This is a genomic window from Paractinoplanes rishiriensis (assembly GCF_016862375.1).
Classification (GTDB): Bacteria; Actinomycetota; Actinomycetes; order Mycobacteriales; family Micromonosporaceae; genus Actinoplanes; species Actinoplanes rishiriensis.
Genome location: NZ_BOMV01000007.1, coordinates 293172 through 318006 on the forward strand (window position 1 = coordinate 293172; position 24835 = coordinate 318006).

Consider the following 24835-nt stretch of genomic DNA (forward strand, 5'->3'; position numbering starts at 1 on the left):
AGGTGCCGGGGGCCTCGCCGTGAGCGGTTACGCCCGCGGCTTCTCGCGCATCTCGAAGGTCTCGATCACGTCGCCGATCTGCGGCGTGCCGAACCCGCTCAGCGTCAGACCACACTCGAAGCCCTCACGGACCTCGGTGGCGTCGTCCTTGAACCGGCGCAGCGAGCTGATCGTGACGTTCTCGCCCACCACGACGCCGTCCCGCAGGACGCGAGCCTTGGCGTTGCGGCGGAGCAGACCGGTGCGGACCATACAGCCGGCGATGAGACCGATCTTGGACGAGCGGAAGACCTCGCGGATCTCCGCGGTGCCCAGCTCGACCTCCTCGTACTCCGGCTTGAGCAGGCCCTTGAGCGCGGCCTCGATCTCCTCGATGGCCTGGTAGATCACGCTGTAGTAGCGGATCTCCACGTTCGCCCGGTCGGCCATGTCCTTGACCTTGTTCGAGGCCCGGACGTTGAAACCGATGATCGTGGCGGTCGAGTCCGAGGACGCGCTCGCCAGGTTCACATCGCTCTCGGTGATCGCACCGACACCGCGGTGGATGACCTTGAGCTGGATCTCGTCCGGAATCTCGATCTTGAACAGCGCATCCTCGAGGGCCTCGACCGAACCGGACGAGTCGCCCTTGATGACCAGGGTGAGCGAGGTCTTCTCGCCCTCCTTGAGCTGCTCCATGAGCGTCTCGAGGGTCGCCCGGGTCCGCGAGTTGGCGAAGCTCGCCGCGCGGCGGCGAGCCTGCCGCTGCTCGGCGATCTGCCGCACGGTTCGGTCGTCCTCGGCCGCGAGGAACGTGTCGCCCGCACCCGGCACCGAGGTGAGACCCAGCACCAGGACCGGACGCGCCGGCTCGGCCGCGGCCACGGACTTGCCGTTCTCGTCGAGCATGGCGCGGACGCGGCCGTGCGCGCCGCCCGCCACGATCGAGTCGCCGGCCCGCAGCGTGCCCTTCTGCACCAGGACGGTGGCGACCGCACCGCGGCCCTTGTCCAGGTGCGACTCGACCACGACACCCTGCGCCGGCCCGTCGGTCGGAGCGGTCAGCTCCAGCGACGCGTCGGCGGTCAGCAGGACGGCCTCGAGCAGTTCGTCGATGCCGATGCCGGGCTTGGCCGCCACGTTGACGAACATGGTCTCGCCGCCGTATTCCTCGGCGAGCAGGCCGTAGTCGGTCAGCTGCTGACGCACCTTGTCCGGGTTGGCGTCCGGCTTGTCGACCTTGTTGACCGCCACGACGATCGGCACCTCGGCGGCCTTGGCGTGGTTCAACGCCTCGACCGTCTGCGGCATCACGCCGTCGTCCGCCGCGACCACCAGAATGACGATGTCGGTCACCTGGGCACCACGGGCACGCATGGCGGTGAACGCCTCGTGACCCGGGGTGTCCAGGAACGTGATCGCCCGGTCGACCCCGGCGTGCTCGTAGTGGACCTGGTAGGCGCCGATGTGCTGGGTGATGCCACCCGCCTCGCCGGCGACCACGTTGGTCTTGCGGATCGCGTCGAGCAGCTTCGTCTTACCGTGGTCGACGTGACCCATGACGGTCACCACCGGCGGCCGGGTGACCAGCCGGTCCTCGTCCACCGCGGCGTCGAGGTCGATGTTGAACTGCGCCAGCAGCGCGCGGTCCTCGTCCTCGGGGCTGACGATCTGCACGTCGAAGCCCAGGTGCTCGCCGAGCAGCAGCAGCGTGTCGTCGGAACACGACTGGGTCGCCGTCACCATCTCGCCCAGGTTGAACATCTCCTGGACCAGCGAACCGGGGTTCGCGTTGATCTTGTCGGCGAAGTCCGAGAGCGACGCACCGCGGGACAGCCGGATCTCCTGGCCGTTACCCCGGGGCGCGCCCGAGCTCATCTGCGGCGCCGACAGGTTGTCGAACTCTTGACGCCGCTGCTTCTTGGACTTGCGGCCACGGGTCGGCCGGCCGCCGGGACGCCCGAAGGCACCCGCCGCACCGCCGCCGCGACCACGACCGCCGCCACCGGGACGGCCCGGAGCGCCGGCACCAGCCGGAGCACCGCCACCGCCACCGCCGGGACCGCCGCGGAAGCCACCGCCACCGCCGCCACCGCCGCCGGGACGGAAACCGCCACCGCCGCCGCCGCCGCCACCGCCGCCGGGACCGCCGCGGAAGCCACCGCCACCGCCGCCGCCACCGCCGCCACCGGGACGGAAACCGCCGCCGCCGCCACCGCCACCGGGACCGCCACGACCGCCACCGGGACCGCCGGGACGACCGGCGCCACCGCCACCGGGACCGGCGGGACGGCCGGGACGCTGCGAGGGCATGGACGCGGGGCTCGGCCGCGGCGGCATCGACGCCGGGCTGGGCCGCGGCGGCATGCCCGCCTGGTTGGGACGCGGCATCGCCGAGGGCGAGGGCCGCGAGGCCCCACCGGAGACGCCGAACGGGTTGTTACCGGGACCGCGAGCCGGGGGACGCGGTGCGCCACCGGCCGGACCGGGCCGCGGACCACCGGGGGCGCCGGGCGCACCCGGACGACCGGCGGCCGGGGAACCGGGCCGCGGTGGGACCGCGCCGGGACCCGGACGCGGACGTGAGCCACCCTCGGACGGCGGCTGCTGGGCGCGACGCTCGGCGTCGCGCGTGCGGGCGGCCTGAGCAGCCTGGGCAGCCTTGACGGCGGCCTCCTGCTCGGCCTTGAGCGCCGAGGCACGCGCCTCGGCGGCCGCGACCTCGATGTCGTGCGCGCTCGCCGGCTTGGCGACCGGTCCCGGCGTGGGACCTGGCCGGCCGGCGGGCGGCTTGGGGCGCGCGAACGGGCCGGGTGCCGGCGCCGGGGACGTGGGCGCGCTGGGCGCACCCCCGGCCGGGGCGGCGGGCCGGCGCGGCGGCTGCGGCCGCGCGCTGGGCGGTGCCGGACGAGCGGCGGCGGGAGCGGGGGCGCTGGATGCCGCCGAGGGGGAGGCCGCCGGAGCGGAGCCTTCCTCGAGGGCACCACGCAACCGCCGGGCCACCGGGGCCTCGACCGTGCTGGACGCGGATTTGACGAACTCGCCCATCTCTTTGAGCTTGGCGAGAACGGTCTTGCTGTCGACCCCGAGCTCCTTCGCGAGCTCGTGTACGCGGGCCTTGCCTGGCACTGCACTCCTCACTTCGAGGTCGTGCGAGCGCACCCGCAGCGACCTCACTCGTGCACTAGAAGCCTGTTCATTTCAGGGACTTCATCGTGTGCTCATCTGGGTCGTCCTACCTTGCTGGGTCGTGACCCGGCCACCGGGGCCGGATCATCGGTCGTTCCATACGGCATGGAGACCGTACGGATGTGCTCGGCCAGCAACCCGGTGTCAGCAACACCGGTGAGCCGCAGCGCTCGCCCGAAGGCGCGACGCCGCTCTGCCAGCGCGAAGCAGGCCGGATCAGGATGCAGATGCGCTCCCCGGCCCGGCAGTCGGCGGCTCGGATCGGGCTGGAGACGGAGGTCAACCCCGTTACCGGCCGCGACGAACCGAATCAACTCGAAGGTCGGCGCGCGTTCGCGGCAACCGACACAGGTGCGTATCGGGCCGACCATTGCAAAGTCTACCTCTCGCGCGTCCCGGGCGCGTATGCGGTCAGCTTCCCGCCTCGGCCGCATCACGATCCGTCGGTGCCGGCCGGTCTGGTGGCGGGGCTGGCTCGTTGTCCGGCCGGATGTCGATCCGCCATCCGGTCAGGCGCGCGGCCAGCCTGGCGTTCTGTCCCTCCCGGCCGATCGCGAGCGACAGCTGGAAGTCCGGAACGGTCACCCGGGCGGTCCGGCTGGCGGCGTCCACCACCTCGACACGCAGGGCTTTCGCCGGCGAGAGGGCATTGCCGACGAACTGGGCCGGATCCTCCGACCAGTCGATGATGTCGATCTTCTCACCGTGCAGCTCGCTCATCACGGCCCGGACCCGCTGGCCCATCGGGCCGATGCAGGCGCCCTTGGCATTGACGCCGGACACCGTCGAATGCACCGCGATCTTGGTACGGTGACCTGCCTCACGGGCGATCGCGGAGATCTCCACGGTGCCGTCGGCGATCTCCGGCACCTCGAGCGCGAACAGCTTCTTGACCAGCGCGGGGTGCGACCGGGACAGGGTGACCTGCGGGCCGCGGAAGCCCTTGGCGACGTGCACCACGATGGCCCGGATCCGGGACCCGTGCTCGTACGTCTCGCCGGGCACCTGCTCGGACTGCGGCAGGACCGCCTCGATCTTGCCCAGGTCGACGGTCACGATGCCCTTCTCGGCCCGTGCCGCGTCGGCCTGCACGATCCCGGTGATCAGGTCGCCGTCGCGGCCCGCGTACTCACCGAAGTGCTGCTCGTCGGTGGCCTCCCGGAGCCGCTGGAGGATCACCTGCTTGGCGGTCATGGCGGCGATCCGGCCGAAGTCGTGCGGGGTGTCGTCCCACTCGCGCACCACCGTGCCGTCCGCGTCGGTCTCCTGGGCGAGCACCGTGGCGACCCCGGACTTGCGGTCGATCTCCACCCGGGCGTGGCTCTGCGCACCCTCGGTGTGCCGGTACGCGGTCAGCAGCGCGGTCTCGATGGCCGCGAGGATCGTGTCGAACGGGATCTCCCGCTCGCGCTCCAGTGCGCGCAGCGCCGCGAGGTCGATGTTCACTCCTCGCCCTCCCCCTCGTCGTCTTCGTCAATGTCGTCGTCATCGTCTGCGTCGCCGAAGTCGGCCTCGTCCAGGCGCTTGAACTCGATCTGTACCCGGCCCGGGCCAAGTTCGGCAAAGGTGAGAGAACGCGGGACCCCGTCGACGTCGAGCACGATGCCCGCGTCGTCGGTGTCGACCACCCGGCCGGTGAGGCCGTTGACCGCGACCAGCCGGCCGCGGTTGCGCCGCCAGTGCCGTGGCAGGGTGAGCGGCCGGTCCACGCCCGGCGAGCCGACCTCGAGCTGATACTCGCCGGCCAGCACCTCACCGCCACGTTCCTCGGCCTCGTCCAGGGCCGCCGAGATCTCCCGCGAGACCACCGCGACGTCGTCCAGATTGATTCCCCCGTCGGTGTCCACCAGGACCCGCACCAGATGCCGCCGGCCGGCCCGGCTGATCACCAGATCCTCGAGGTCGTAACCGGCCGCGGTCAGCACGGGCTCGATCACCTGCCGGACCCGGGCCTTGGCGGCCACCAGGTCGATGCGCGGAGCCGCGGGAACCCGCTGCTCCGCCTCGTCCCGCGACCGCCGGGCCCCGGGACGGCTGCCAGGCCGGGCGCCGGCGCGACCACGCTGCGTCATCGGCTCGACCTTTCGCTGATTTGTAGAAGGAAAGCACCTTATGCCGCCGGGCGCAAAGCCCCGCGGCTGACGCAGAGCGTAACGCGCACGGCAACAGCCCGGTTCGCCGCCGCTCCGATTCCGCGCCATCCGCAGCTCACCGCCCGTGCCCCGTGGTGTTCACTTACCCGGTGCGGATGAGCAGGACGGGACCCACGCGACGGACGGTGCTGACAGCGACGGCCCTCGGCCTCACTTCCCTGGCCGGCTGCGACCAGGAGGAGGCCCCGCCCCCGCCGCCCGACCCGCTACTGCCGGTGCTGACCGAGGCGCTCGCCCTGGCGGCCGCGTACGACCGCGCGGTCGTGGCCCAGCCCGGCCTGGCCGGCCGCCTCACCCCGCTCGCCGAGGACCACCGCGCACACGCCGCCGAACTGGCCCGGATCATCGACACCCCGGCACCGTCGGCCGCCGGACCGGTGCCCAGCGCCGGCGCCGCGGACCTCATCGCCGACCTGCGGGCCCTCGAGCAGGCCGCGCAGAGGAACGCGGTGACCGCCTGCCGGACCGCGCCCGCCGATCGGGCCGCCCTGGTCGGCTCGATAGCGGCCTGCCGGGCGACCCACGCCGAGGCGCTGCGATGAGCCCGCAACTGGCCGCGGCGCTGGCGGCCGAGGAGGCGGCGATCTACGCGTACGGCGTGGTCGGCGTGCGGCTGGCCGAGGAGGGCGAGGAGTCGGCGGCGCGCGCGGCCGAGCAGGCGCACCGCTCGCGGCGGGACTACCTGGTCGGCCGGCTCGACCAGCTGAAGGCCAGCGCGGCACCCTCGCCGGCCGGCTACGAACTGCCGTTCCCGGTGACCGACCGGGCCGCCGCGCTGAAGCTCGCGATCCAGGTCGAGGACGGTGTGTGCCAGGCTTGGCGGCCGGTGCTGCCGGTCACCACGGCGGCCGACCGGAGCACCGCGCTGGCCGCTCTCACCGACGCGGCGATCCGCGCCACCAAGTGGCGCCGGCTGGCCGAGGTGAGCCCCGTGACGCTGGCATTCCCCGGCCGGCCCGGCTGAGGAGAACTGTCCGTTTTCCCGCTCGGTGTTGACTACCTTCCGTAGAAACATGGATGACCGAGAATGACGGCGTGCTCGACGAGATCGACCCAACCTCGCCCCGCGGGATGCTGGCCACGCGCCTGCGGGACGTGATCGAACGGCGCTGGTCGGCGGAGGTGCAGGCGATCGGTGTGCACGGTTCGCTGGCGCACGGCGACGACCACGACGGCAGCGACGTCAACCTGCTGGTGGTCACCTACCGCCCCGGGGCCGGCCCGCGGCCCGCACTGCGCAAGGTGGACGGCACCCTGGTCGACCTGGAGGTGGTCGCCGGCGACGAGGGCCTGCGCCGGGCCCGCGAGCTGACCTCCCGCTGGCCGCTGGACGCCGACCGCTACGTGACCACCCGCGCGCTGCACGACCCGCGCGGCTGGTTCGGCAAGCTGCGCGATGCCCACCTGGCCCGGCTCGCCGAAACCCGCCCGGCCGAGTTCACCTCGCTGGCCCGGCACAACTGGGCCCTGGCCTCGGCCGCACACACCCGTGCCGTGCGCCTCGCCGAGTGGTACGAGACGGACGCCGCGCTCGTGATGATCGCCGAGGCCCGGCTGCACGCGGCCCTGGTCACCGGCCTGCTGACCCGCACGTATTTCCGGAACGCCGCCGACGCGGTCAAGCGCACCGGGGTGGCCGGCGCCGACATGCAGCAGCTGAGCGCGGTCCTGAAGGAGCAGTCCGAGGAGCTGACCGCCCGGGGCCGCCCGGTCGACGGCCCGCTGGCCGACCTGTTCGCCTGACCCCGCGGAGCCTCAGGCGACCCCCACACCGATCCAGGCGCCGATCCCGTACGTCACCGCCGCCGCCAGCGCGCCCAGCACCAACTGCCGCAACCCGCTCCGCCACCACGGCCGCGCCGTGAATCGCGCCACCACCACGCCCGCCGCGAACAGCCCCGCTCCCCCGGCCGCCAGCGCCACCCAGAGCCGGTCCACTCCCACCAGGTACGGCAGCAACGGCACCAGCGCACCCACCGAGAAACACCCGAACGAGGACACCGCCGCCACCCACGGGCTGGGCAGTTCGTCCGGCACCACGCCCAACTCCTCCTGGGCGTGCACCCGCAGCGCCTGCTCCGGATCGGCCTTCAGGGTCTCGGCCACCTGCCGGGCCAGCTCCGCCGGCAGGCCGCGCGCCGTCCACATCGCGACCAGCTCGTCCGCCTCGCCGTCCGGGTTGACCGCGAGTTCGTGCCGTTCCTTGGCGAGTTCGGCGGCGACCTGCTCGTTCTGCGTACGGACGCTGGTGTATTCGCCGATGCCCATCGAGATCGCGCCCGCCACCAGGCCCGCCACCCCGGTGAGGACCAGCGTGCGGTGGCCCGCCCCGCCGCCGCCCACCCCGGCGATCAGGGCGATGTTGGTGACCAGGCCGTCCATCGCGCCGAAGGTGGCGGCGCGCAGCCAGCCGCCGGAGACGTCGGCGTGGTGATGGTCGGCGACCGCGGTCACGGCAGGGTGAGGATCTCGTAGCCGTCCTCGGTGACCACCAGGGTGTGCTCGAACTGCGCGGTCCACCTGCGGTCCTTGGTGACGACCGTCCAGCCGTCGGACCATATCTCGTACTCGTGGGTGCCCAGCGTGATCATCGGCTCGATGGTGAAGGTCATCCCGGGTTCCATGACCGTGTCGAGGCGCGGGTTGTCGTAGTGCGGGATGTAGAGGCCGGAGTGGAACGTCTCGCCGATGCCGTGGCCGGTGAAGTCGCGGACCACCCCGTAGCCGAAGCGGCGCGCGTACGCCTCGATGACGCGGCCGATCGCGTTGATCGGGCGGCCCGGGGCGACCGCGCGGATGCCGCGCATCATCGCCTCGTGGGTGCGCTCGACCAGCAGGCGCGCCTCCTCGCTCACGTCGCCGACCAGAAACGTCGCGTCGGTGTCGCCGTGCACGCCGTCGAGGTACGCGGTCACGTCGACGTTGATGATGTCGCCGTCCTCGAGCACCGTCGAGTCCGGGATGCCGTGGCAGATCACCTCATTGAGCGACGTGCAGCACGATTTCGGGAAGCCCTTGTAGCCCAGGGTGGACGGGTAGGCACCGTGGTCGAGGATGAACTCGTGCACCACCCGGTCGATCTCGTCGGTGGTGACGCCCGGCTTGCAGTGTTCGCCGGCGAGCTGCGTCGCCTGCGCCGCGATCCGTCCCGCGACCCGCATCCGGTCGATGGTCTCGGGTGTCTGCACGTGCGAGCCGCGCCACTCTTTCGGGCGCTTCTTGCCCACGTACTCGGGTCGGACGATCGGGGCCGGGACCGCCCGCCAGGGCGACTGCTTTCCCGGCACCAGTGGAGCGCGAACGGTCATAGCCCCAGCCTATCGCCGGGGCCGTCGGCGAGGAGCCGGGCGGCCGCGGCACGGTAACAGGTCGGTTGACCTTATTGGCCCGGTTCTTGCTGGCCCCCGACCCCTGTGAAATCGTGTCTTCGTGGATCAAGAGGGGGTGGACCCCGACTTCACCGCGACCGCGGCGGTGACCGGCGACCAGGTCGTGGTGACCGTGACCGGCGAGGTCGACATGTCGACCGCCGACGCCATGTTCCGCGCCGCCACCGACGACCCGGCCACCGCACAGGCCACGCTCGACCTGCGCGCCGTCACCTTCTTCGACTCGGCCGCCATCCACGCCCTGCTCCGGCTGGCCGAACGCTACGGCGCCGGGCTGCGGGTGCACCCGTCCGCCCAGGTCCGCCGCGTACTGGAAATCTCCGGCCTGTCGACTCAGCCCTGGCTGCTCAGCGAGTAAAGGGCCGCCGCAGGGTCACCGACGTCCCGCCGTCCGCCCGCGACACCGCCAGCTCGGTCAGCGCCCCGATCAGCGCCAGCCCCCGCCCGCGGAACCCGCCCGACGATGCGGTCCGCCAGTGCCCGGTGTCCCGCACGATCACCACGACGGCGGCGTCGTCGTCCTCGATCGCCGCCTCCACCGTGATCATCGGCTCGGCCGGGTCGATCGGGTGCTCGATGGCGTTGGCCGCGGCCTCCGAGACCGCCACCGTCAGGTCGAAGATGTCCTCCTCGGGCACACCGTGCCCGACCAGGAAATCCTCCAGCCGGCGGCGCAGCACGCTCAGCTTGGTCGCGTCCGACGGCAGCCGCAGGACGAACTCGCGGGCCTCGGTGGACTGCAGCGCGATCAGCGCGATGTCGTCCCGCCGGGTGCGCCGGGCCGCCTTGGCCAGCAGCGTCTCGAGCAGGTCCTCGACGTGGTCGGCCGGCTTGGCGGTGTCCTCGACCAGCTCGGCGAGACCGGCGTCGATGCCGGTGCGGCGGTCCTCGACCAGGCCGTCGGTGTAGAGCAGCAGCCGGCTGCCCGGTTCGAGTTCGGTCGCGAACGTCGGGTAGCTGACATCGCCGAGCGCGCCGATCGGCGGGCCCAGCGCGGTGTGGTAGAGGAACTCCCCGGCCGACCCGGGCCGCACCAGCACCGGCGGCGGGTGCCCGGCCGACGAGTAGTGCAGCCGGCGGCTCACCGGGTCGAAGCGGGCGCACACCACGGTGGCGAACTGCCGCCGGCCCAGGTTGTCGACCAGCCGGTTCAGCCGGGTCAGCGCCTCGCCGCAGTCGAAACCCTCGAGGATGTACGCGCGCAGGGCGTTGCGCAGCTGCCCCATCCCGGCCGCCGCCTGCACCCCCTTGCCCACCACGTCACCGATCACCAGGAACAACCCGGCTGTGTCGCTACCAGCGCCTCCCGGCGCGGAAGACCCGGGAGAATTGGCGGCGACGATCACGTCGTACCAGTCACCGCCGACCTCGGCCTCGCTGCTGCCCGGCAGGTACCGGCTGGCCACCTGGGCGCCCGGCACCCGGGGCAGCGACTGCGGCAGCATGCTGTGCTGCAGCGTGGTGGCGATCCGGTGTTCGGCCTCGTAGAGCCGGGCGTTCTCCAGCCGCAGCCCGATGAGCCGGGCCAGCTGGGTGAGCACGGCCGGCTCCGGCGGACCCTCCGATCCGGACCAGACCCGCAGCTCGCCCACCGTCGCGCCGGACGTGTCCGGCAGGGCCAGCAGCACGTCGGCGGGCGCGGCCGGTTCGGCGCCGCCGTCCACCTCGGCCCGGCCGCCGGGCGCGGTGACCACCACCCGGCCGGCCCCGGTCATCGCCAGCACGTGCCGGGCCGCCACGTCGAGCACCTCGGCCGTGGTACGCACGGTGCTGACCGCGGCGGCCGCGTCGACCAGGCCGCGCAGCCGGCTGATCACCTGCCGGCGGGCCTGGCCGAGGTCGAGGTTGGCCCGTACCCGGGCGGTCAGGTCGCGGGCCGAGAACGGCTTGACCAGGTAGTCGTCGGCGCCGGCGGCCAGACCCTCGCCGGAGGCCTCCTCGCCGGCCCGGGCCGAGAGCACCACGATCGGCACCTGCCGGGTGCGCTCGTCGGCCCGCAGCGCCGCGATCAGCCCGAAGCCGTCCAGCCGGGGCATCATCATGTCGGTGAGCACCAGGTCGAAGGACTGCCGGCCGGCCAGTTCCAGCGCGGCCCGGCCGTCCTCGGCGGTGCTCACCTCCCAGTGCGGGCGCAGCAGCCGGGCGACGTGGTCGCGCAGGTCGGCGTTGTCGTCGACCAGCAGAATCCGGCCCGGCCGGGTCTCGGCGACCGGCTCCGGCACGACCTCGTCGCGCAGCCAGGACGACGCCTCGGCCAGGAACGGCCGGGACGCCTCGTCCGAGACGACCAGCGCCTCGTCCTCGCCGATCCGGTCCGGCGGCAGGTGCCGGGTGCCGAACGGAATGCGTACGGTGAAAAGGCTGCCCTGCCCTATCTCGCTGGCCGCGCCCACCGACCCGCCGTGCAGCTCGGCCAGCTCGCGCACCAGCGCGAGCCCGATCCCGGTGCCCTCGTGGCTGCGGGACCAGGCGCCGGTCACCCGGTGGAAGCGGTCGAACAGCCGCTCCTGCTCGGCGGCCGGCACGCCCACGCCGGTGTCCCGCACGGACAGCACCGCGTCACCGTCCTCGGCGGTGAGCCGCACCGTGATCCGGCCGGCCGGGGTGAACTTGACCGCGTTGGAGAGCAGGTTGAGGACGATCTTCTCCCACATGTCCCGGTCGATCACGACCGGCTCGGGCAGCGGCGTCGGGTCGACCTCGAGCTCCAGCCCGGCGCGTTCGGCGGCCGAGCGGAACGTGCTGGCCAGCCGCACGGTGTAGGCGGCCAGGTCGGTCGGCCGGTACGCCGCGCGCAGCCGGCCCGACTCCAGCCGCGAGAAGTCCAGCACCGTGTTGACCAGCTTGAGCAGACGCAGCCCGTTGCGCTGCATGGGCAGCAGCCGCTCCCGGTGCGCGGGCGCCAGGGCCGGGTCGTCGAGCAGGTCGTCGATCGGGCCCAGGATCAGGGTGAGCGGAGTGCGGAACTCGTGGCTCACGTTCGAGAAGAAGTTGGTCTTGGCCTGGTCCAGCGCGGCGAGCGCCGCGGCCCGGGCCCGCTCCTGCTCGTACGCCCGCAGGTTGGTCACCGCCCGGGAGATCTGCGCCACCGCCAGCTGGAGAAAATCGCGGTAACCCTGGTCCAGGGCCAGGAACCGGCTCACCCCCACCACCAGCGCACCGTCCACCGTGACTCCGGTGCCGACCGGCAGCACCAGCGCCTCGTCCGCGGCCGTCGGCGGCGGGTCGTCGGTGATCCCGCGCAGCCGCGCCGTGCCGGACCGCCCGCCGCTCACCACGGCGCGCACCTGCTCGGTCATGCCGGCCGGGTCGAGCAGCAGCCGCGCATACGGGACGTCGGCGTGGTTCTCGGCGAACACCGCGGCCGCCTCGGCGACCAGGGCGGCCTCGTCCGGCGAGTCGGCCAGCCGCGACCCCAGCGCGCTCAGCGTGCCCACCCGCCGCTCGCCGAGCACCCGCACCGTGGTCTCGTTGACGATGCAGAACACCCCGGTGACCTCGTCGGTCGCGTTCCGGATCGGGTCGTAGGAGATGTCGAAGTAGGTCTCCTCCAGGAACCCGTGCCGCTCCAGCAGAAAGGGGTGGTCGCCGGCGAAGAACGCGGTGTCGCTCGTGCGCACCCCGTCGAACAGCTCCTGCAGCACCGACCAGGCCTCGGCCCACAACTGCCGACCGGGCCGGCCCAGGTAGTCCGGGTGCTTGCCGCCCACGACCGGGATGTACCCGTCGTTGTAGAGCACGCAGTACTCCGGCCCGAAGAAGATGATGATCTGAGCCCGGGAGGCGAGCATGGTGGCGACCGCGTGAGCGAGCTCGTCGGGCCACTCGTGCGGCGGTCCGAGCGGGCTGTCCGACCAGTCCAGCTCCAGGATCCGGCGGCCCATCTCGCCACCGCGTTCGAGCGCCGTCCGCAACCGCCGGGGCAGCACGTCGATTTCGTTGCTGCCGTTCCGGGCGCTCCCGTTCGCAGCGCCCATCGGCCCTCCCGCACATCTTCGAAACCGGTTCACCGCTTGTGGTTCTGCACGGTAACACCGCAAGAAACCCCTTTGCCGGTACGCGACCACACCGTCGACCACCGGCAACGGCAGCACCCGCCGCAGCGGCCGGCCGGGTGGCCCATCCGGCCGCACCGGGCCGCCGGGTCAGCGCCGGGTCACGCCGCGACCGACACGTGGGACAGCCCCGCCCGGACCGCGGCGGCCTGCGCCAGCGCGGCGAAGACCCGCAGGTCAGCGGTGCGCTCCGGATGCCATTGGACGCCCAGCGCGAACGAGCGCTCCGGGTCCTCCACAATCTCGATCACCCGGTCGTCGGGGCACCAGCCCACCGGCGTGAACGTGCCCGGGTCGTCGATCGCCTGGTGGTGGAACGAGTTGACGGTCATCGACCCGCCGAGCAGCGCGTGCGCCCGCGAGCCCGGCCGCACCACGACGTCATGCCGGCCGTACGCGGAGGCGTCCGCGGCCAGCGGGTCGGTGCCGGACGACGCCCGGTGCCGGTCGTGGCCGATCACGTCGGGCAGGTGCTGGTGCAGTGAGCCGCCGCTCGCCACCGCCATCACCTGCAGGCCCCGGCACACCCCGAGGATCGGCAGGTCGAGGTCGAGCGCGGCGCGCATCAGCAGCAGCTCGGACGCGTCCCGCACCGGGTCGACGTCGGTCTCCGGATGCGGCTCGGCCCCCCACAGCGCCGGGTCGATGTCACCGCCGCCGCTGAAGACGATGCCGTCCAGCGAGTCGAGGACGTCGGTACCCGGGTCGTCCGGCGTGATCAGTACGGCCCGGCCACCGGTCGCGTGCACGGCCTTCACGTACGTCATGGGGAGCATCCCCGCCAGGAGATCGTTGTTGCCGTACTGCACCTGCTGGGCGTACGCGGTCAAGCCGATCAGGGGCCTGCGCATGCCGTGCGTTCCTCCTTCGTCGCTCACTCTGTGATCTTCGGCGGACCGCCGCCGGCACTTAGCCGGTCGACGCCGCCACCAACGCCCCGAACAGCCGGCGGTCCCGCAGGTATTCCGGGTGCCACTGGACGCCCAGCACGAACCGGCGGTCCGGGTCCTCCACCGTCTCGGCCAGACCGTCTTCGGCCCGGCCGGTGACGGTGAGCGAGCCGGCGTCGGCCACTCCCTGGTGGTGGTAGCAGTGAATGCCCAGGTCGTCGCCCATCAGCGCGGCGATCCGGCTGCCCGGGGTGAACCGGGCCTCGTGCTCGCCGTACACGCCCGGTGCGGGCCGGTGCTTCTCGTGACCCAGCACGTCCGGCAGATGCTGGTGCAGCCGGCCGCCGGCGGCGACGGTGAGCAGTTGCATGCCGCGGCACACGCCGAGCACCGGAAGGTCGAGCTCGAGGGCCCGGCGGACCAGGGCGATCTCGGCGCGGTCCCGCTCGGGCTGGCTCTCGGTGAGCGGCTCGGGTTCGGCGCCGTACAGCGCCGGGTCGAGGTCGGGGCCGCCGGCCAGCACCAGTCCGTCCAGGACGCGCAGCACGTCGGTGTCCTCGTCGTCGGGCGGCAGGACGACCGCCCGCCCACCGGCCGACTGCACGGCGGCCGGGTAGTCGTGCGGGATCAGCGCCGTCGGCAGGTCGTGCCAGACACCCCAGGTAGCAGGCATGACATAGCCGGTTATGCCGATGATCGGACGCATCGCTCCACCGTAATCACGTCGTGTTCCGGATCAAGTCGACCGGACGGCCGAACTGTCACCCGCGATCGGGGAAGCTGGGAAGGTTGGGTGCGCGGCGTCACCTACCGTAGGCGGCGCCGCGCCCGGGCCCATCTGTCCCACCTACACAGGGACCTGAACCTGTGCCAGCGGGGATTCGACCCCTACGCCCGTTGAGCTGGACGTATGTCACAGCTTCCCCAGCTGTCGCAGGTCTAAACCACTCACAGTGGAGTCACGTACGCCCCGGTGATGCCACCGTCGACCACGAACTGTGATGCGGTCATGAACGACGCGTCGTCACTGGCCAGGAACGCGACCGCGGCGGCGATCTCCGCGGGCTCGGCGAACCGGCCCATCGGCACGTGCACCAACCGGCGCGCGGCCCGCTCCGGATCCTTGGCGAACAACTCCATCAGCAGCGGTGTCGCCACCGGGCCCGGGCACAGCGCGTTGATCCGGATGCCCTCGCGGGCGAACTGCACGCCCAGCTCCCGGGTCATCGCGAGCACCCCGCCCTTGCTCGCGGTGTAGGCGATCTGCGAGGTGGCGGCGCCGAGCAGGGCCACGAAGGACGCGGTGTTGATGATCGAGCCCTTGCGCTGCCGCTGCATGTGCGGGATCGCGTACTTGCAGCAGAAGAACACCGAGGTGGTGTTGACCTTGAGCACCCGCTCCCACGCGTCCAGGCCGGTGACCAGGATGGAGTCGTCGTCGGGCGGCGAGATGCCGGCGTTGTTGAACGCGATGTCCACCCGCCCGTGCCGCTCGGCCACCCCGTCGAACAGCTGCCGCACCTGCTCCTCGTCGCTGACGTCGCAGGCCACGAACTCGCCGCCCACCTCGTCGGCCGCCTTCTGCCCGGCCTCGGGCGAGACGTCCACCGCGATCACCCGGGCCCCCTCGGCCGCGAACCGCCGCGCGGTGGCCAGCCCGATCCCGCTGCCGGCCCCGGTGATCACCGCGACCCGGTCGTGCAAACGTTCCATGTGAAGCCTTTCAGGAATCGGCGAGGAAGACGTTCTTGACGTCGGTGAACGACAGCAGCGCATCCGGCCCCAGCTCACGACCGAGCCCGGACTGCTTCATACCGCCGAACGGGGTCCAGTAGCGCACCGAGGAGTGGCTGTTGACGCTGAGCGCCCCGGTCTCCACGGCCCGCGACACCCGCAGCGCCCGGCCCAGGTCACGGGTCCAGAGCGAGCCGGACAACCCGTATGCGGTGTCGTTGGCCAGCCGGACGGCTTCCTCCTCGTCGCGGAACGGCAGCACCGACAGCACCGGCCCGAAGACCTCCTCGCGCCAGTGCCGGTCACCGGTCGAGCGGGCCAGCAGCACGGTCGGCGGGAACCACCAGCCGTCGCCGTCCGGCGCGCTGCCGGTGAACGCCACGTCGGCGCCGTCCAGGTAGGACGCCACGGTCGCCCGGTGTCCCGCCGAGATCAGCGGTCCCATCTCGGCGGTGTCCAGCGCCGGGTCGGACACCCGGAACGCCTTGACCGCGGGCTCCAGCAGCGCGAGGAACTTGTCGAACACGGACTGCTCGACCAGCAGCCGGGACCGCGCGCAGCAGTCCTGCCCGGCGTTGTCGAAGACCGAGGAGGGCGCGGCGGCCGCGGCCTTCTCCAGATCGGCGTCCGCGAAGACGATGTTGGCGCTCTTGCCGCCCAGCTCGAGGGTCACCCGCTTCACCTGGTCGGCGCACCCCGCCATGATCGCCTTACCCACGTCGGTGGACCCGGTGAAACAGACCTTGCGCACCGCCGGATGCGTGACGAACCGCTGCCCGACCACCGACCCCTTGCCCGGCACGACCTGGAACACGTCCGCCGGCAGCCCGGCCTCGAGCGCCAGTTCCCCGAGCCGGATCGCGGTGAGCGGCGTCAGCTCGGCCGGCTTGAGCACCACCGTGTTACCGGCCGCCAGCGCGGGCGCGAACCCCCACCCGGCGATCGGCATCGGAAAGTTCCACGGCACGATGATCCCGACCACCCCGAGCGGCTCGTGAAACGTCACGTCCAACCCACCCGGCACCGGTATCTGCCGCCCCGACAACCGCTCCGGCGCCCCCGCGTAGTAGTCGAGCACGTCCCGGACGTTGCCCGCCTCCCACCGGGCGTTCCCCGAGGTATGCCCGGCGTTGCTGACCTCGAGCGCGGCCAGCTCCTCCAGGTGCTCGTCCACCGTCGCCGCGAACTGCCGCAACAGCCGGGCCCGGTCTCCCGGCGCCACCCGCCGCCACTCCACGAACGCCCGCTGCGCCCGTTCGATGGCCGCGTCGGTCTCCGCCACCCCCAGCGAAGGCACCGTAGTCAGCACCCGCCCGGTAGCCGGATTGATCACTTCAGTTGTGCCCACTTTCCCTCCCGGTCGCGATCGTGACACGAGCAGCGGCCCGCAGTCCCCTCTTTGGCCGGGCCCCGCCGCGGCATGCCCGGGGCGAGGATCACATGCGCTCGAATCCGCGGCGCAGCTCCCAGTCGGTGACGGCCGCGTCGAACGCGGCCAGCTCGACCGCGGCCATGTTGGCGTAGTGGGCCACCACGCCGGCGCCGAACGCCTGCTCGGCCACCGCGCTGGCGGCCCACAGGTCGTGCGCCTCGCGGAGCGTGCTGGGCACCCGGCCGGCGGTCGCGTCGTCGTAGGCGTTGCCGGTGACCTCCGGCTCGAGGTCGAGCTGCTGCTCGATGCCGTGCACCGCGCCGGCCACCAGCGCGGCGATGGCCAGGTAGGGGTTCACGTCGCCGCCGGGGACCCGGTTTTCGACCCGCATGCCCTGGCCGTGGCCGGCCATGCGGAGGGCGCAGGTGCGGTTGTCGACGCCCCAGCGGAGGGCGGTGGGTGCGAACGAACCCGGCTGGTAGCGCTTGTAGGAGTTGATGTTGGGGGCGAACAGGAGACTGAACTCGCGCATGGTGGCCAGCAGGCCGGCTACCGCGCGCTGGCCGGTGACGCTGAGGTGGCCGGGGCCGTCGCCGAGCATGGCCGAGCGGTCGTCGGCGTTGCGCAGCGAGAAGTGGATGTGGCACGAGTTGCCCTCGCGCGCGTTCGGCTTGGCCATGAAGGTGAGCGCCATGCCCTCCTGGGCAGCGATCTCCTTGGCGCCGTTCTTGTAGATCACGTGCTGGTCGGCCGAGGTCAGCGCGTCGGCGTAGCGGAAGGCGATCTCGTGCTGGCCGAAGTTGCACTCGCCCTTGGCGCTCTCCGGCAGCAGGCCGGCGCCGTACATGTCGTTGCGGATGCGGCGCAGCAGCGGCTCGACCCGGGCGGTGCCGAGCAGCGAATAGTCCACGTTGTATTGGTTTGCCGGGATGAGGTCGCGGTAGCCCTTGTCGAAGGCCTCCTCGTAGCTGTCCCGATAGAGCACAAATTCCAATTCGGTGCCGGCGTACGCGGTGAGGCCGTGCTCGGCCAGCCGGGCCAGCTGACGCTGCAGGATCTGCCGGGGTGAGGCCGGCACCGGCTCGCCATCGGTCGTCTCGAGGTCAGCCAGGACCATGGCCGTGGCCGGCTGCCACGGCACCCGCCGCAGGGTGCGGAAATCGGGCTTCATCACGAAGTCGCCGTAGCCCGAGGACCAGGAGGACATCTCGTAGCCGTCCACGGTGTTCATGTCGACGTCGACCGCGAGCAGGTAGTTGCACCCCTCGCTGCCGCCGTCCACCACCTCGTTCATGAAGTAGCGGCCGTGCAGGCGTTTGCCCTGCAACCGGCCCTGCATGTCGGTCAGGGCCAGCAGCACGGTGTCGATGCTGCCGTTGTCGACGGCGACGTCGAGCTCCTCGAGGTCCATGGCAGAAGTCCTATCGCAGGGGTCCGACAGAAATGAGGGCCGGACCCGAAAGCCCGGCCCTCGTCCGTTCAGTGGATCACTGGTTGGGCATGGTCTGCTCGCCGTGCGCGGCTTTTTCGATGACGTTCTGCCGCGGGCCGGTGAACCACTTGCGGGCACCCGCGAACCACCAGACCGTCGCGATGCCGACCACGACCGCCACGGCGACGATCGTGTAGTTGAAGTTGCTCGCCGTGATCGGCCCGGCGGTCGGCAGCACGAAGAGCACGCAGATGATCCCGACCCAGACGATCGCGATCCAGCCGATCGGCGCGCTCCACTTGCCGAGCGTCCACGGCCCGTCCTCGAACTCCGCGTTGCGCCGACGCAGGAACACCGGAGCCACGTACGCGATGTAGAGGCCGATCACCGCGATCGAGGTGGCCGCCAGGTAGGCGGTGGTGTTCCACAGCGAGGGCAGCACCAGCAGCGTGGACAGCGAGACGCACAGCCAGATCGAGTTCGTCGGCGTGCCGGTGCGCGGGTTGACCTGCTTCCACAGCCGCGAGCCCGGCAGCGCGCCGTCCCGCGCGAACGCGTACGACATCCTGGAATTTGCCGTGACCGAGGCCATGCCGCAGAACCACTGCGCCACCATGCAGATGAACAGCAGGAACGTGCCGGTGTTGTGGCCCACCGCGTCGATGAAGATCTGTGCGGGCGGCAGTCCCAGTGCGGTGGTGCGCTGCGCGTCGTAGTCCTGGATCGACCAGGTGATCGCGAACAGCAGCACGAAGCCGGCGATCACCGACACCACCACGGACATCACGATGCCGCGCGGTGCGGCCCGGGCGGCGTCGTGGGTCTCCTCGGCCACGTGCGCCGAGGCGTCGTACCCGGTGTACGTGTACTGCGCCATCAGCAGACCGATGAGCACCGCGTAGACGCCCGCGCCGGCGAACGTGAACCCGGTCGCGTTGTGCACTTCGGTGAAGACCTCGGAGATCGGCTTGTGCTGGTCGGGCAGCACGGCGAGCAGCACCACGATGACCGCGACGCCGATCAGGTGCCACCAAGCGCTCACGTCCGAGAGCACCCGCACCAGGTTCACGCCGAACGTGTTCAGCAGGCCGTGCACCACGATGATGACCAGGAAGATCAGGAACGTCCGGCCGGCCGTGACCTCCATGTCGAAGGCCAGGCTCAGGAACGCCGACGTGGTGATCGCCGCGCCGAAGTCGATGGCTGCCGTGACCGCGACCTCGCCGAGGAAGTTGAACCAGCCCACGAACCAGGCCCAGGCGGCCTTGTTGCGTTTGGCGAGCGCCGCGGCCCACCAGTAGAGGGCGCCGGCGGTCGGATAGGCCGAGCACACCTCGGCCATGGCCAGGGCCACCACGGTGACCATGATGCCGACGAACAGCCAGCCGAGGGTGATGACCATCGGGCCACCGGCGGCCATCGCGATGCCGTACGAGGTGATCGCGCCGGCGAGGATGGAGATGATCGAGAAGGAGACCGCGAAGTTCGAGAAGCCAGAGAGCCGGCGATGCAGTTCCTGCTGGTAGCCGAGCTGGGCGAGGCGTTCTTCGTCGGTGCTGGGTGCTGGGTTGACGCTCATCTGCGACTCCCTTGACCGAGGGGTTGCTGTGACCTGGGCCACCGCGTGCCGTGATGATCGCGCCGACTTGTTACGCGCGTCAATGACCAGCGTTAATTGCGTTGCCCGGACCTCGGCAGTACCCGCACACTCATAGACACAACGGGGCAACCGGAAACCCCGGATCAGCACGCGAGCCCTCGGCAGGCTTCGCGCACCAGGGGGCTGTCATCCCGCCCCCGGTCCCCGCGGCGGTGCGGGGCGCGGTCACCTCTCTCTCACGCGGCATCGCCGCGCCCGCGCCCGCCCCGCACCGCCGCACTCTACGATTTGCCCGAAAAATCTCCTGCGGCGGTACTAGAAATCGCGCCGTGACCGGCATAACATTTCTTCGTCGGCCACGCACAGCCGACTAGCAACTGGCACAACCCCGAGTTGGCTAAGGAGGACGAGATACCGCAGCAACGCGTAATCACAACGTCCCCGACCCGACAAGAGGTGATCGCAGCCGATGCCCATCACTCAGGTCGTCCGCTAGCGGCACGCAGCCGGACGTCCGACTGAGCCGACGACGGTCGGCACTCAAGAATTGAAAAGCCAGGGCCCCGGTTACCCGCCGGGGCCTTGGACTGTCCTTCAGGCGCACACCCCCGCGCTGACCCCCGGAAGGTTTGATGAGCACGACGTTCGACGACGCCGACTACCCGGCGTACACGATGGGCCGTGCCGCCGAGATGATCGGAGTGACGCCGGCCTTCCTGCGGAGCCTGGGCTCCGCGGGCCTGATCGAGCCGGAGCGCTCGGACGGCGGACACCGCCGTTACTCGCGCCACCAGCTGCAACTGGCGGTGCGCGTGCGGCAGTTGCTGGACGAGGGCATCCTGCTCAACGCCGCCTGCCGCATCGTCACGCTGGAGGATCGCCTGGCCGTGGCGCACCGGCGGATCGTCGAGCTGGGCGGCACCCTCACGCCCGACGACGACGCCGACCGCCCCACCGGCACCGCACCCCGGCAAAGCTCACCGGTCGCCTGACCGGTGATGGACAATCCCACAGGTCGTGGTGCGGCTCACCCTCCGGCAGGCAGGATCGAGGCCATGTCGATGCGATGGGGCATGACCGTTCCACTGGCCGGCGTCCCGCTGGCCGACCACGCCGCGGTCTATGCCGCGCTGGCCGACGCCGGCTTCACCGACGTGTGGTCCTCCGAGGTGAACGGCGCCGACGCGTTCACGCCGCTGGCGCTGGCCGCGGCCTGGCAGCCCCGGTTGCGCCTGGGCACGGCCATCGCCCCGGTCTTCACCCGCGGTCCGGGCCTGCTGGCGATGACCGCCGCGGCGCTGGCCGAGACCGCACCGGGCCGCTTCCAGCTGGGCATCGGCGCGTCGTCACCGGTGGTCGTCGGCGACTGGAACGCGGTGCCTTTCGAGGAGCCGTACGCCCGCAGCCGCGACACCCTGCGATTCCTGAAGAGCGCGCTGGCCGGCGACCTGGTCGACCACGAGTACGAGACGTTCGCCCTGCGCCGCTTCCGCCTGGAGCGCCCGCCGGCCACCCCGCCCCAGATCCTGCTGGCCGCCCTGCGCCCCGGCATGCTGCACCTGGCCGCCGCCGAGGCCGACGGCGTGATCCTGAACTGGCTCTCCCCCACCGACGTGGGCACCGCCCTGGCCGAGACCAAGGCGGCCGGCCCCGACTTCGAGGTGGCCGCCCGGATCTTCGTCTGCCCCACCGACGACCGGGATTACGCCCGCAACGTGGGTCGCCGCCTGATCGCCGCGTACCTGACGGTGCCGGCCTACGCGGCCTTCCACCGCTGGCTGGGCCGCACGGATGTGTTGTCCCCGATGTGGGAGGCCTGGTCCTCCGGCGACCGTAAAGCGGCGCTGACCGCCATCCCGGACGAGGTTGTCGACGACCTGATCGTGCACGGCTCGGCGGCAGACTGTCGGACGCGGGTCGAGTCGTACGCGGCGGCCGGCATCACCGTGCCGGTCATGGCCCTGCTGCCGACGCCGGCCCTCACCGGGGGCGGTCCCGCCGCGTTGCTGGAGACGGTCCGGGCGCTGGGCCGCTGACCCGCCGGGCCGATGAGCGCCGGGCCGCCGGGCCGTTGAGCCGGGCCGCCGGGCCGCTGACCCGCCGGGCCGATGAGCGCTGGGCCGCCGGGCCGCTGACCCGCCGGGCCGTTGAGCGCCGGGCCGCTGGGCCGCCGGGCCGCCGGGCCGGAAGCCGGGAACGGCCCGGTGTTGCAGGCGGCGTGGCCGCCGAGGCGGGACGGCCGCTGCCGGTAGGTGCGCGGCCCCGACGCGTACCTCCCAAAAAAGCGGAAGGCGCCCCTCGCAGAGTGCGCCTCCCACAGCCGGTGAGATCGGCTACTCGCCGTCGGCGAGGATCGCGTAAAGCTTCCGTTTTGTCTCGTTGAGCACCTCAAGTGCCTTCTGGCGCTGTTCGTCGGTGCCCGAGAAGCCGACCTGCTTGAGCGCGGCCATGATGCCGACCGCGGCGTCGCGGAAGTCCTGCACCTGGTTCATGGTGTCGTCGCCGATGCGGGACCACGGCGGGTTCTCCGCGGCGGACTCGGCCTCGGGGCGGCCGTCCGAGGTGAGGTGGTAACGCTTGCGGCCACCGTCGGCCTCGGCCTCGATCAGGCCCTCGTCCTCGAGCATCTGGAGGGTGGGATAGACCGAGCCGGGGCTGGGGCGCCAGATGCCGTTGGTGCGGGAGTCGAGCTCCTGGATGATCTCGTAGCCGTGCATGGGGCGCTCGAGCAGCAGCGCCAGAACCGCGGGGCGGACGTTAAGACGGCCGCGTCCGCCGCGGCGTTGCCCTCGGGGGCCGCCGGGGCCGAATGGACCGCCGGGGCCGAAGTCGAACGGGAATCCGCCGCCGAACCCGAAGCCACGCATGCGGTGGCCGTGTCCACGATGTGCTTCCGAGTGGAACCTCATGACTATCTCCAAACTGTCGTCGATAGTACGACGATATATCGGCGACGTGTCGCCGACAAGGTTTCTTAGTGAGAGAGGGTTGCGACACGTGTTGAAGGCACCGGATCTGGCAATGTGATACCTGTGCTGACGGTGCCCATTCGGCAGCTCGGTGAGTCCGAGCGCGCCGCGGTCGAGAAGGTTCTCGACCGCGACCCCTATGCGGGCGCACAGATCGCCGAGCGTGTGGCCGCGCACGGGCTGAACTGGTGGCGGTCCGACGGGCGGATCTTCGGTTACGGTCCCGGTCGGCGGGTCGAGTCGATCATCTGGTCCGGCGCGCATCTGGTGCCGGTCTGCGCCACGCAGGCGGCCACCGCGGCGTTCGCCGACATGCTCGGCGCCGAGGCGCGCATCTGCTCGTCGATCATCGGCCGCTCGGAGGCGGTGCTCGACCTCTGGGACCGCCTCGGCGGCTACTGGGGACGCGCCCGCGACGTCCGGCCCAACCAGCCGCTGCTGATCGCCGACCGCGACCCGGCGGTGGCGCCCGACCCAGCCGTGCGCCTGGTGCGGCCCAGCGAGGTCGATAAGCTCTTTCCGGCCGCGGTGTCGATGTACACCGAGGAGGTCGGCGTCTCGCCGCTTCTTGACGACGGCGGGCGGGGCTACCGCCGGCGCATCGCCGAGCTGGTCAAGGGCAAGCGCGCGTACGCCCGCTTCGCCGGTGACCGGGTGATCTTCAAGGCCGAACTGGCGATCGTCACCCGGCGGACCGCGCAGGTGCAGGGCGTGTGGGTCGACCCGGAATACCGCGGCCAAGGTCTGGCGGCGCCGGCCATGGCCGCGGTGGTGCACGATGCGCTACGCCGGGTGTCGCCGTCCGTGTCGCTCTATGTGAACGACTACAACCTGGCGGCCCGGCACGTGTACGCACGGTGCGGTTTCGTGTCGGCGGGTTCCTTCGCGACGGTGCTGTTCTAGTGCACCGTCACCTGCGGGCCGGGCAGCAGCTCGCGGAGCTCGTCGGGCAGGTCGGCGCCCATCTCGTCGGCGAGGCGTAGCGCCTCCTCGACCAGGGTCTCCACGATGATCGACTCGGGCACCGTCTTGATGACCTTGCCCTTCACGAAGATCTGGCCCTTGCCGTTGCCGGAGGCGACACCCAGGTCGGCCTCGCGGGCCTCGCCCGGACCGTTCACCACGCAGCCCATCACCGCCACTCGCAGCGGCACCGGGAAGCCCTCGAGCGCCGCCGTGACCTGCTCGGCCAGCGTGTAGACGTCGACCTGGGCGCGGCCGCAGGACGGGCAGGAGACGATCTCCAGGCCGCGCTCGCGCAGGCCGAGCGACTCCAGGATGGCCTGGCCGACCTTGATCTCCTCGACCGGCGGAGCGGACAGCGACACCCGGATGGTGTCACCGACGCCCTCGGCCAGCAGCGCGCCGAACGCCACCGCGCTCTTGATCGTGCCCTGGAACGCCGGGCCGGCCTCGGTGACGCCCAGGTGCAGCGGGTAGTCGCACTGGGCGGCCAGCTGGCGGTAGGCGCGGATCATCACGACCGGGTCGTTGTGCTTCACCGAGATCTTGATGTCCCGGAAGCCGTGCTCCTCGAACAGCGAGCACTCCCACAGCGCCGACTCGACCAGCGCCTCGGCGGTGGCCTTGCCGTACTTCTCCAGCAGGCGCTTGTCGAGGCTGCCGGCGTTGACCCCGATCCGGATCGGCACGCCGGCGTCGCTCGCGGCCCGGGCGATCTCCTTGACCTTGTCGTCGAACTGGCGGATGTTGCCCGGGTTGACCCGGACCGCCGCGCAGCCCGCGTCGATCGCCGCGAACACGTACCTGGGCTGGAAGTGGATGTCGGCGATCACCGGAATCTGCGACTTCTTGGCGATGGCCGGCAGCGCCTCGACGTCGTCCTGTGACGGGACCGCGACCCGGACGATCTGGCAGCCGGACGCGGTGAGCTCGGCGATCTGCTGGAGCGTGGCGTTCACGTCGGCGGTCAGCGTGGTGGTCATCGACTGCACGCTGACCGGCGCGCCGCCACCGACCGGCACCGAACCCACCATGATCTGCCGGCTCTGCCGGCGGGGGGCCAGCGGCGGCGGGGGTACGGCCGGCATACCGAGACTGACAGCGGTCACT

General features: G+C 71.7%; 22 protein-coding genes. 7 read left to right on the forward strand and 15 right to left on the reverse strand.

The annotated features are described in order from the left end of the window. Positions 1-27: 27 nt before the first annotated feature. From infB to rimP, 4 genes are all read right to left on the reverse strand, one after another. Positions 28-3108 (reverse strand): translation initiation factor IF-2, encoded by a 3081-nt coding sequence (gene infB / locus Ari01nite_RS05225; protein WP_203779845.1) that lies wholly within the window; start codon positions 3106-3108, stop codon positions 28-30. Positions 3109-3200: 92 nt separating this feature from the next. After that, complete coding sequence (locus tag Ari01nite_RS05230) at positions 3201-3602, reverse strand: YlxR family protein (protein ID WP_438872145.1); 402 nt, start codon at positions 3600-3602, stop codon at positions 3201-3203. Then, entirely contained in the window at positions 3580-4614 is a 1035-nt protein-coding gene (gene nusA / locus Ari01nite_RS05235) for a transcription termination factor NusA (protein ID WP_203779848.1), read from the reverse strand. Before nusA ends, Ari01nite_RS05230 begins: the two co-directional genes overlap by 23 nt. Then, positions 4611-5240, reverse strand: a complete 630-nt coding sequence (rimP, locus tag Ari01nite_RS05240) for a ribosome maturation factor RimP (RefSeq protein ID WP_203779850.1) — start codon at positions 5238-5240, stop codon at positions 4611-4613. The genes nusA and rimP overlap by 4 nt, the downstream gene beginning before the upstream one ends. Before the next feature lie 176 nt (positions 5241-5416). Here rimP and Ari01nite_RS05245 point away from each other — a divergent pair, with 176 nt between their 5' ends. From Ari01nite_RS05245 to Ari01nite_RS05255, 3 genes are read left to right on the forward strand one after another with little or no spacing between them, the layout of a single operon-like run. Then, the gene (locus Ari01nite_RS05245) at positions 5417-5863 is read left to right on the forward strand and encodes a hypothetical protein (protein WP_203779851.1); all 447 of its coding nucleotides are present in this window, start codon (positions 5417-5419) and stop codon (positions 5861-5863) included. Beyond that, positions 5860-6285 (forward strand): ferritin-like domain-containing protein, encoded by a 426-nt coding sequence (locus Ari01nite_RS05250; RefSeq protein WP_203779852.1) that lies wholly within the window; start codon positions 5860-5862, stop codon positions 6283-6285. The genes Ari01nite_RS05245 and Ari01nite_RS05250 overlap by 4 nt, the downstream gene beginning before the upstream one ends. 53 nt (positions 6286-6338) lie before the next feature. Continuing rightward, on the forward strand, positions 6339-7064 hold the full coding sequence (locus Ari01nite_RS05255; protein ID WP_203779853.1) for a nucleotidyltransferase domain-containing protein: 726 nt from the start codon (positions 6339-6341) through the stop codon (positions 7062-7064). Positions 7065-7076: 12 nt separating this feature from the next. Here Ari01nite_RS05255 and Ari01nite_RS05260 read toward each other — a convergent pair whose 3' ends face one another. Both Ari01nite_RS05260 and map read right to left on the reverse strand, forming a co-directional pair. Continuing rightward, entirely contained in the window at positions 7077-7775 is a 699-nt protein-coding gene (locus Ari01nite_RS05260) for a VIT1/CCC1 transporter family protein (protein ID WP_239162490.1), read from the reverse strand. Next, positions 7772-8629, reverse strand: coding sequence for a type I methionyl aminopeptidase (map, locus tag Ari01nite_RS05265; RefSeq protein ID WP_203779855.1), 858 nt, complete (start codon positions 8627-8629; stop codon positions 7772-7774). The genes Ari01nite_RS05260 and map overlap by 4 nt, the downstream gene beginning before the upstream one ends. Before the next feature lie 121 nt (positions 8630-8750). On the opposite strand from map, the gene Ari01nite_RS05270 reads away from it, so the two are divergent. Further along, the gene (locus tag Ari01nite_RS05270) at positions 8751-9068 is read left to right on the forward strand and encodes an STAS domain-containing protein (protein WP_203779856.1); all 318 of its coding nucleotides are present in this window, start codon (positions 8751-8753) and stop codon (positions 9066-9068) included. Here the strand turns inward: Ari01nite_RS05270 and Ari01nite_RS05275 are convergent. The 7 genes from Ari01nite_RS05275 to Ari01nite_RS05305 all read right to left on the reverse strand — a co-directional run bounded on the left by Ari01nite_RS05275 (position 9058) and on the right by Ari01nite_RS05305 (position 19772). Then, positions 9058-12687 (reverse strand): SpoIIE family protein phosphatase, encoded by a 3630-nt coding sequence (locus Ari01nite_RS05275; RefSeq protein ID WP_203779857.1) that lies wholly within the window; start codon positions 12685-12687, stop codon positions 9058-9060. The genes Ari01nite_RS05270 and Ari01nite_RS05275 overlap by 11 nt on opposite strands. 179 nt (positions 12688-12866) lie before the next feature. Further along, positions 12867-13616, reverse strand: a complete 750-nt coding sequence (locus Ari01nite_RS05280; protein WP_203779859.1) for a gamma-glutamyl-gamma-aminobutyrate hydrolase family protein — start codon at positions 13614-13616, stop codon at positions 12867-12869. A gap of 58 nt (positions 13617-13674) precedes the next feature. After that, positions 13675-14361 carry a gamma-glutamyl-gamma-aminobutyrate hydrolase family protein gene (locus Ari01nite_RS05285; RefSeq protein WP_203779861.1) on the reverse strand — a complete coding sequence of 229 codons (687 nt, stop codon included), beginning with the start codon at positions 14359-14361 and terminating at the stop codon, positions 13675-13677. 242 nt (positions 14362-14603) lie between these two features. After that, positions 14604-15368, reverse strand: coding sequence for a 3-oxoacyl-ACP reductase (locus Ari01nite_RS05290; protein WP_203779863.1), 765 nt, complete (start codon positions 15366-15368; stop codon positions 14604-14606). A gap of 10 nt (positions 15369-15378) precedes the next feature. Then, entirely contained in the window at positions 15379-16737 is a 1359-nt protein-coding gene (locus tag Ari01nite_RS05295; protein ID WP_203779865.1) for an aldehyde dehydrogenase family protein, read from the reverse strand. 88 nt (positions 16738-16825) lie between these two features. Continuing rightward, the gene (locus tag Ari01nite_RS05300; protein WP_203779867.1) at positions 16826-18172 is read right to left on the reverse strand and encodes a glutamine synthetase family protein; all 1347 of its coding nucleotides are present in this window, start codon (positions 18170-18172) and stop codon (positions 16826-16828) included. A gap of 76 nt (positions 18173-18248) precedes the next feature. Then, positions 18249-19772, reverse strand: a complete 1524-nt coding sequence (locus Ari01nite_RS05305; protein WP_203779868.1) for an amino acid permease — start codon at positions 19770-19772, stop codon at positions 18249-18251. Positions 19773-20425: 653 nt separating this feature from the next. Between Ari01nite_RS05305 and Ari01nite_RS05310 the strand changes: the two genes are divergently transcribed. Continuing rightward, entirely contained in the window at positions 20426-20785 is a 360-nt protein-coding gene (locus tag Ari01nite_RS05310; RefSeq protein WP_203779870.1) for a MerR family transcriptional regulator, read from the forward strand. A gap of 81 nt (positions 20786-20866) precedes the next feature. Next, the gene (locus Ari01nite_RS05315; protein WP_203780318.1) at positions 20867-21829 is read left to right on the forward strand and encodes an LLM class F420-dependent oxidoreductase; all 963 of its coding nucleotides are present in this window, start codon (positions 20867-20869) and stop codon (positions 21827-21829) included. Between the two features lie 297 nt (positions 21830-22126). Here the strand turns inward: Ari01nite_RS05315 and Ari01nite_RS05320 are convergent, their stop codons facing one another. Then, positions 22127-22702 carry a PadR family transcriptional regulator gene (locus Ari01nite_RS05320; RefSeq protein WP_203779872.1) on the reverse strand — a complete coding sequence of 192 codons (576 nt, stop codon included), beginning with the start codon at positions 22700-22702 and terminating at the stop codon, positions 22127-22129. 123 nt (positions 22703-22825) lie between these two features. Between Ari01nite_RS05320 and Ari01nite_RS05325 the strand changes: the two genes are divergently transcribed. Continuing rightward, a complete protein-coding gene (locus tag Ari01nite_RS05325) occupies positions 22826-23665 on the forward strand; it encodes a GNAT family N-acetyltransferase (RefSeq protein ID WP_203779874.1) in 840 nt (279 codons plus the stop codon). On the opposite strand, the gene ispG is transcribed toward Ari01nite_RS05325, so the two are convergent. Continuing rightward, entirely contained in the window at positions 23662-24834 is a 1173-nt protein-coding gene (gene ispG / locus Ari01nite_RS05330) for a flavodoxin-dependent (E)-4-hydroxy-3-methylbut-2-enyl-diphosphate synthase (RefSeq protein WP_203779876.1), read from the reverse strand. The genes Ari01nite_RS05325 and ispG overlap by 4 nt on opposite strands. Between the last annotated feature and the right edge of the window lies 1 nt (position 24835).

Bases quoted from the DNA above. Each gene is read 5' to 3' on its own strand.
- Ari01nite_RS05230 (WP_438872145.1), bottom strand. From the start codon at position 3,602: ATGCGGCCGAGGCGGGAAGCTGACCGCATACGCGCCCGGGACGCGCGA.
- rimP (WP_203779850.1), bottom strand. From the start codon at position 5,240: ATGACGCAGCGTGGTCGCGCCGGCGCCCGGCCTGGCAGCCGTCCCGGG.
- Ari01nite_RS05245 (WP_203779851.1), top strand. From the start codon at position 5,417: ATGAGCAGGACGGGACCCACGCGACGGACGGTGCTGACAGCGACGGCC.
- Ari01nite_RS05250 (WP_203779852.1), top strand. From the start codon at position 5,860: ATGAGCCCGCAACTGGCCGCGGCGCTGGCGGCCGAGGAGGCGGCGATC.
- Ari01nite_RS05255 (WP_203779853.1), top strand. From the start codon at position 6,339: ATGACCGAGAATGACGGCGTGCTCGACGAGATCGACCCAACCTCGCCC.
- map (WP_203779855.1), bottom strand. From the start codon at position 8,629: ATGACCGTTCGCGCTCCACTGGTGCCGGGAAAGCAGTCGCCCTGGCGG.
- Ari01nite_RS05275 (WP_203779857.1), bottom strand. From the start codon at position 12,687: ATGGGCGCTGCGAACGGGAGCGCCCGGAACGGCAGCAACGAAATCGAC.
- Ari01nite_RS05280 (WP_203779859.1), bottom strand. From the start codon at position 13,616: ATGCGCAGGCCCCTGATCGGCTTGACCGCGTACGCCCAGCAGGTGCAG.
- Ari01nite_RS05285 (WP_203779861.1), bottom strand. From the start codon at position 14,361: ATGCGTCCGATCATCGGCATAACCGGCTATGTCATGCCTGCTACCTGG.
- Ari01nite_RS05290 (WP_203779863.1), bottom strand. From the start codon at position 15,368: ATGGAACGTTTGCACGACCGGGTCGCGGTGATCACCGGGGCCGGCAGC.
- Ari01nite_RS05300 (WP_203779867.1), bottom strand. From the start codon at position 18,172: ATGGACCTCGAGGAGCTCGACGTCGCCGTCGACAACGGCAGCATCGAC.
- Ari01nite_RS05305 (WP_203779868.1), bottom strand. From the start codon at position 19,772: ATGAGCGTCAACCCAGCACCCAGCACCGACGAAGAACGCCTCGCCCAG.
- Ari01nite_RS05310 (WP_203779870.1), top strand. From the start codon at position 20,426: ATGAGCACGACGTTCGACGACGCCGACTACCCGGCGTACACGATGGGC.
- Ari01nite_RS05315 (WP_203780318.1), top strand. From the start codon at position 20,867: ATGACCGTTCCACTGGCCGGCGTCCCGCTGGCCGACCACGCCGCGGTC.
- Ari01nite_RS05320 (WP_203779872.1), bottom strand. From the start codon at position 22,702: ATGAGGTTCCACTCGGAAGCACATCGTGGACACGGCCACCGCATGCGT.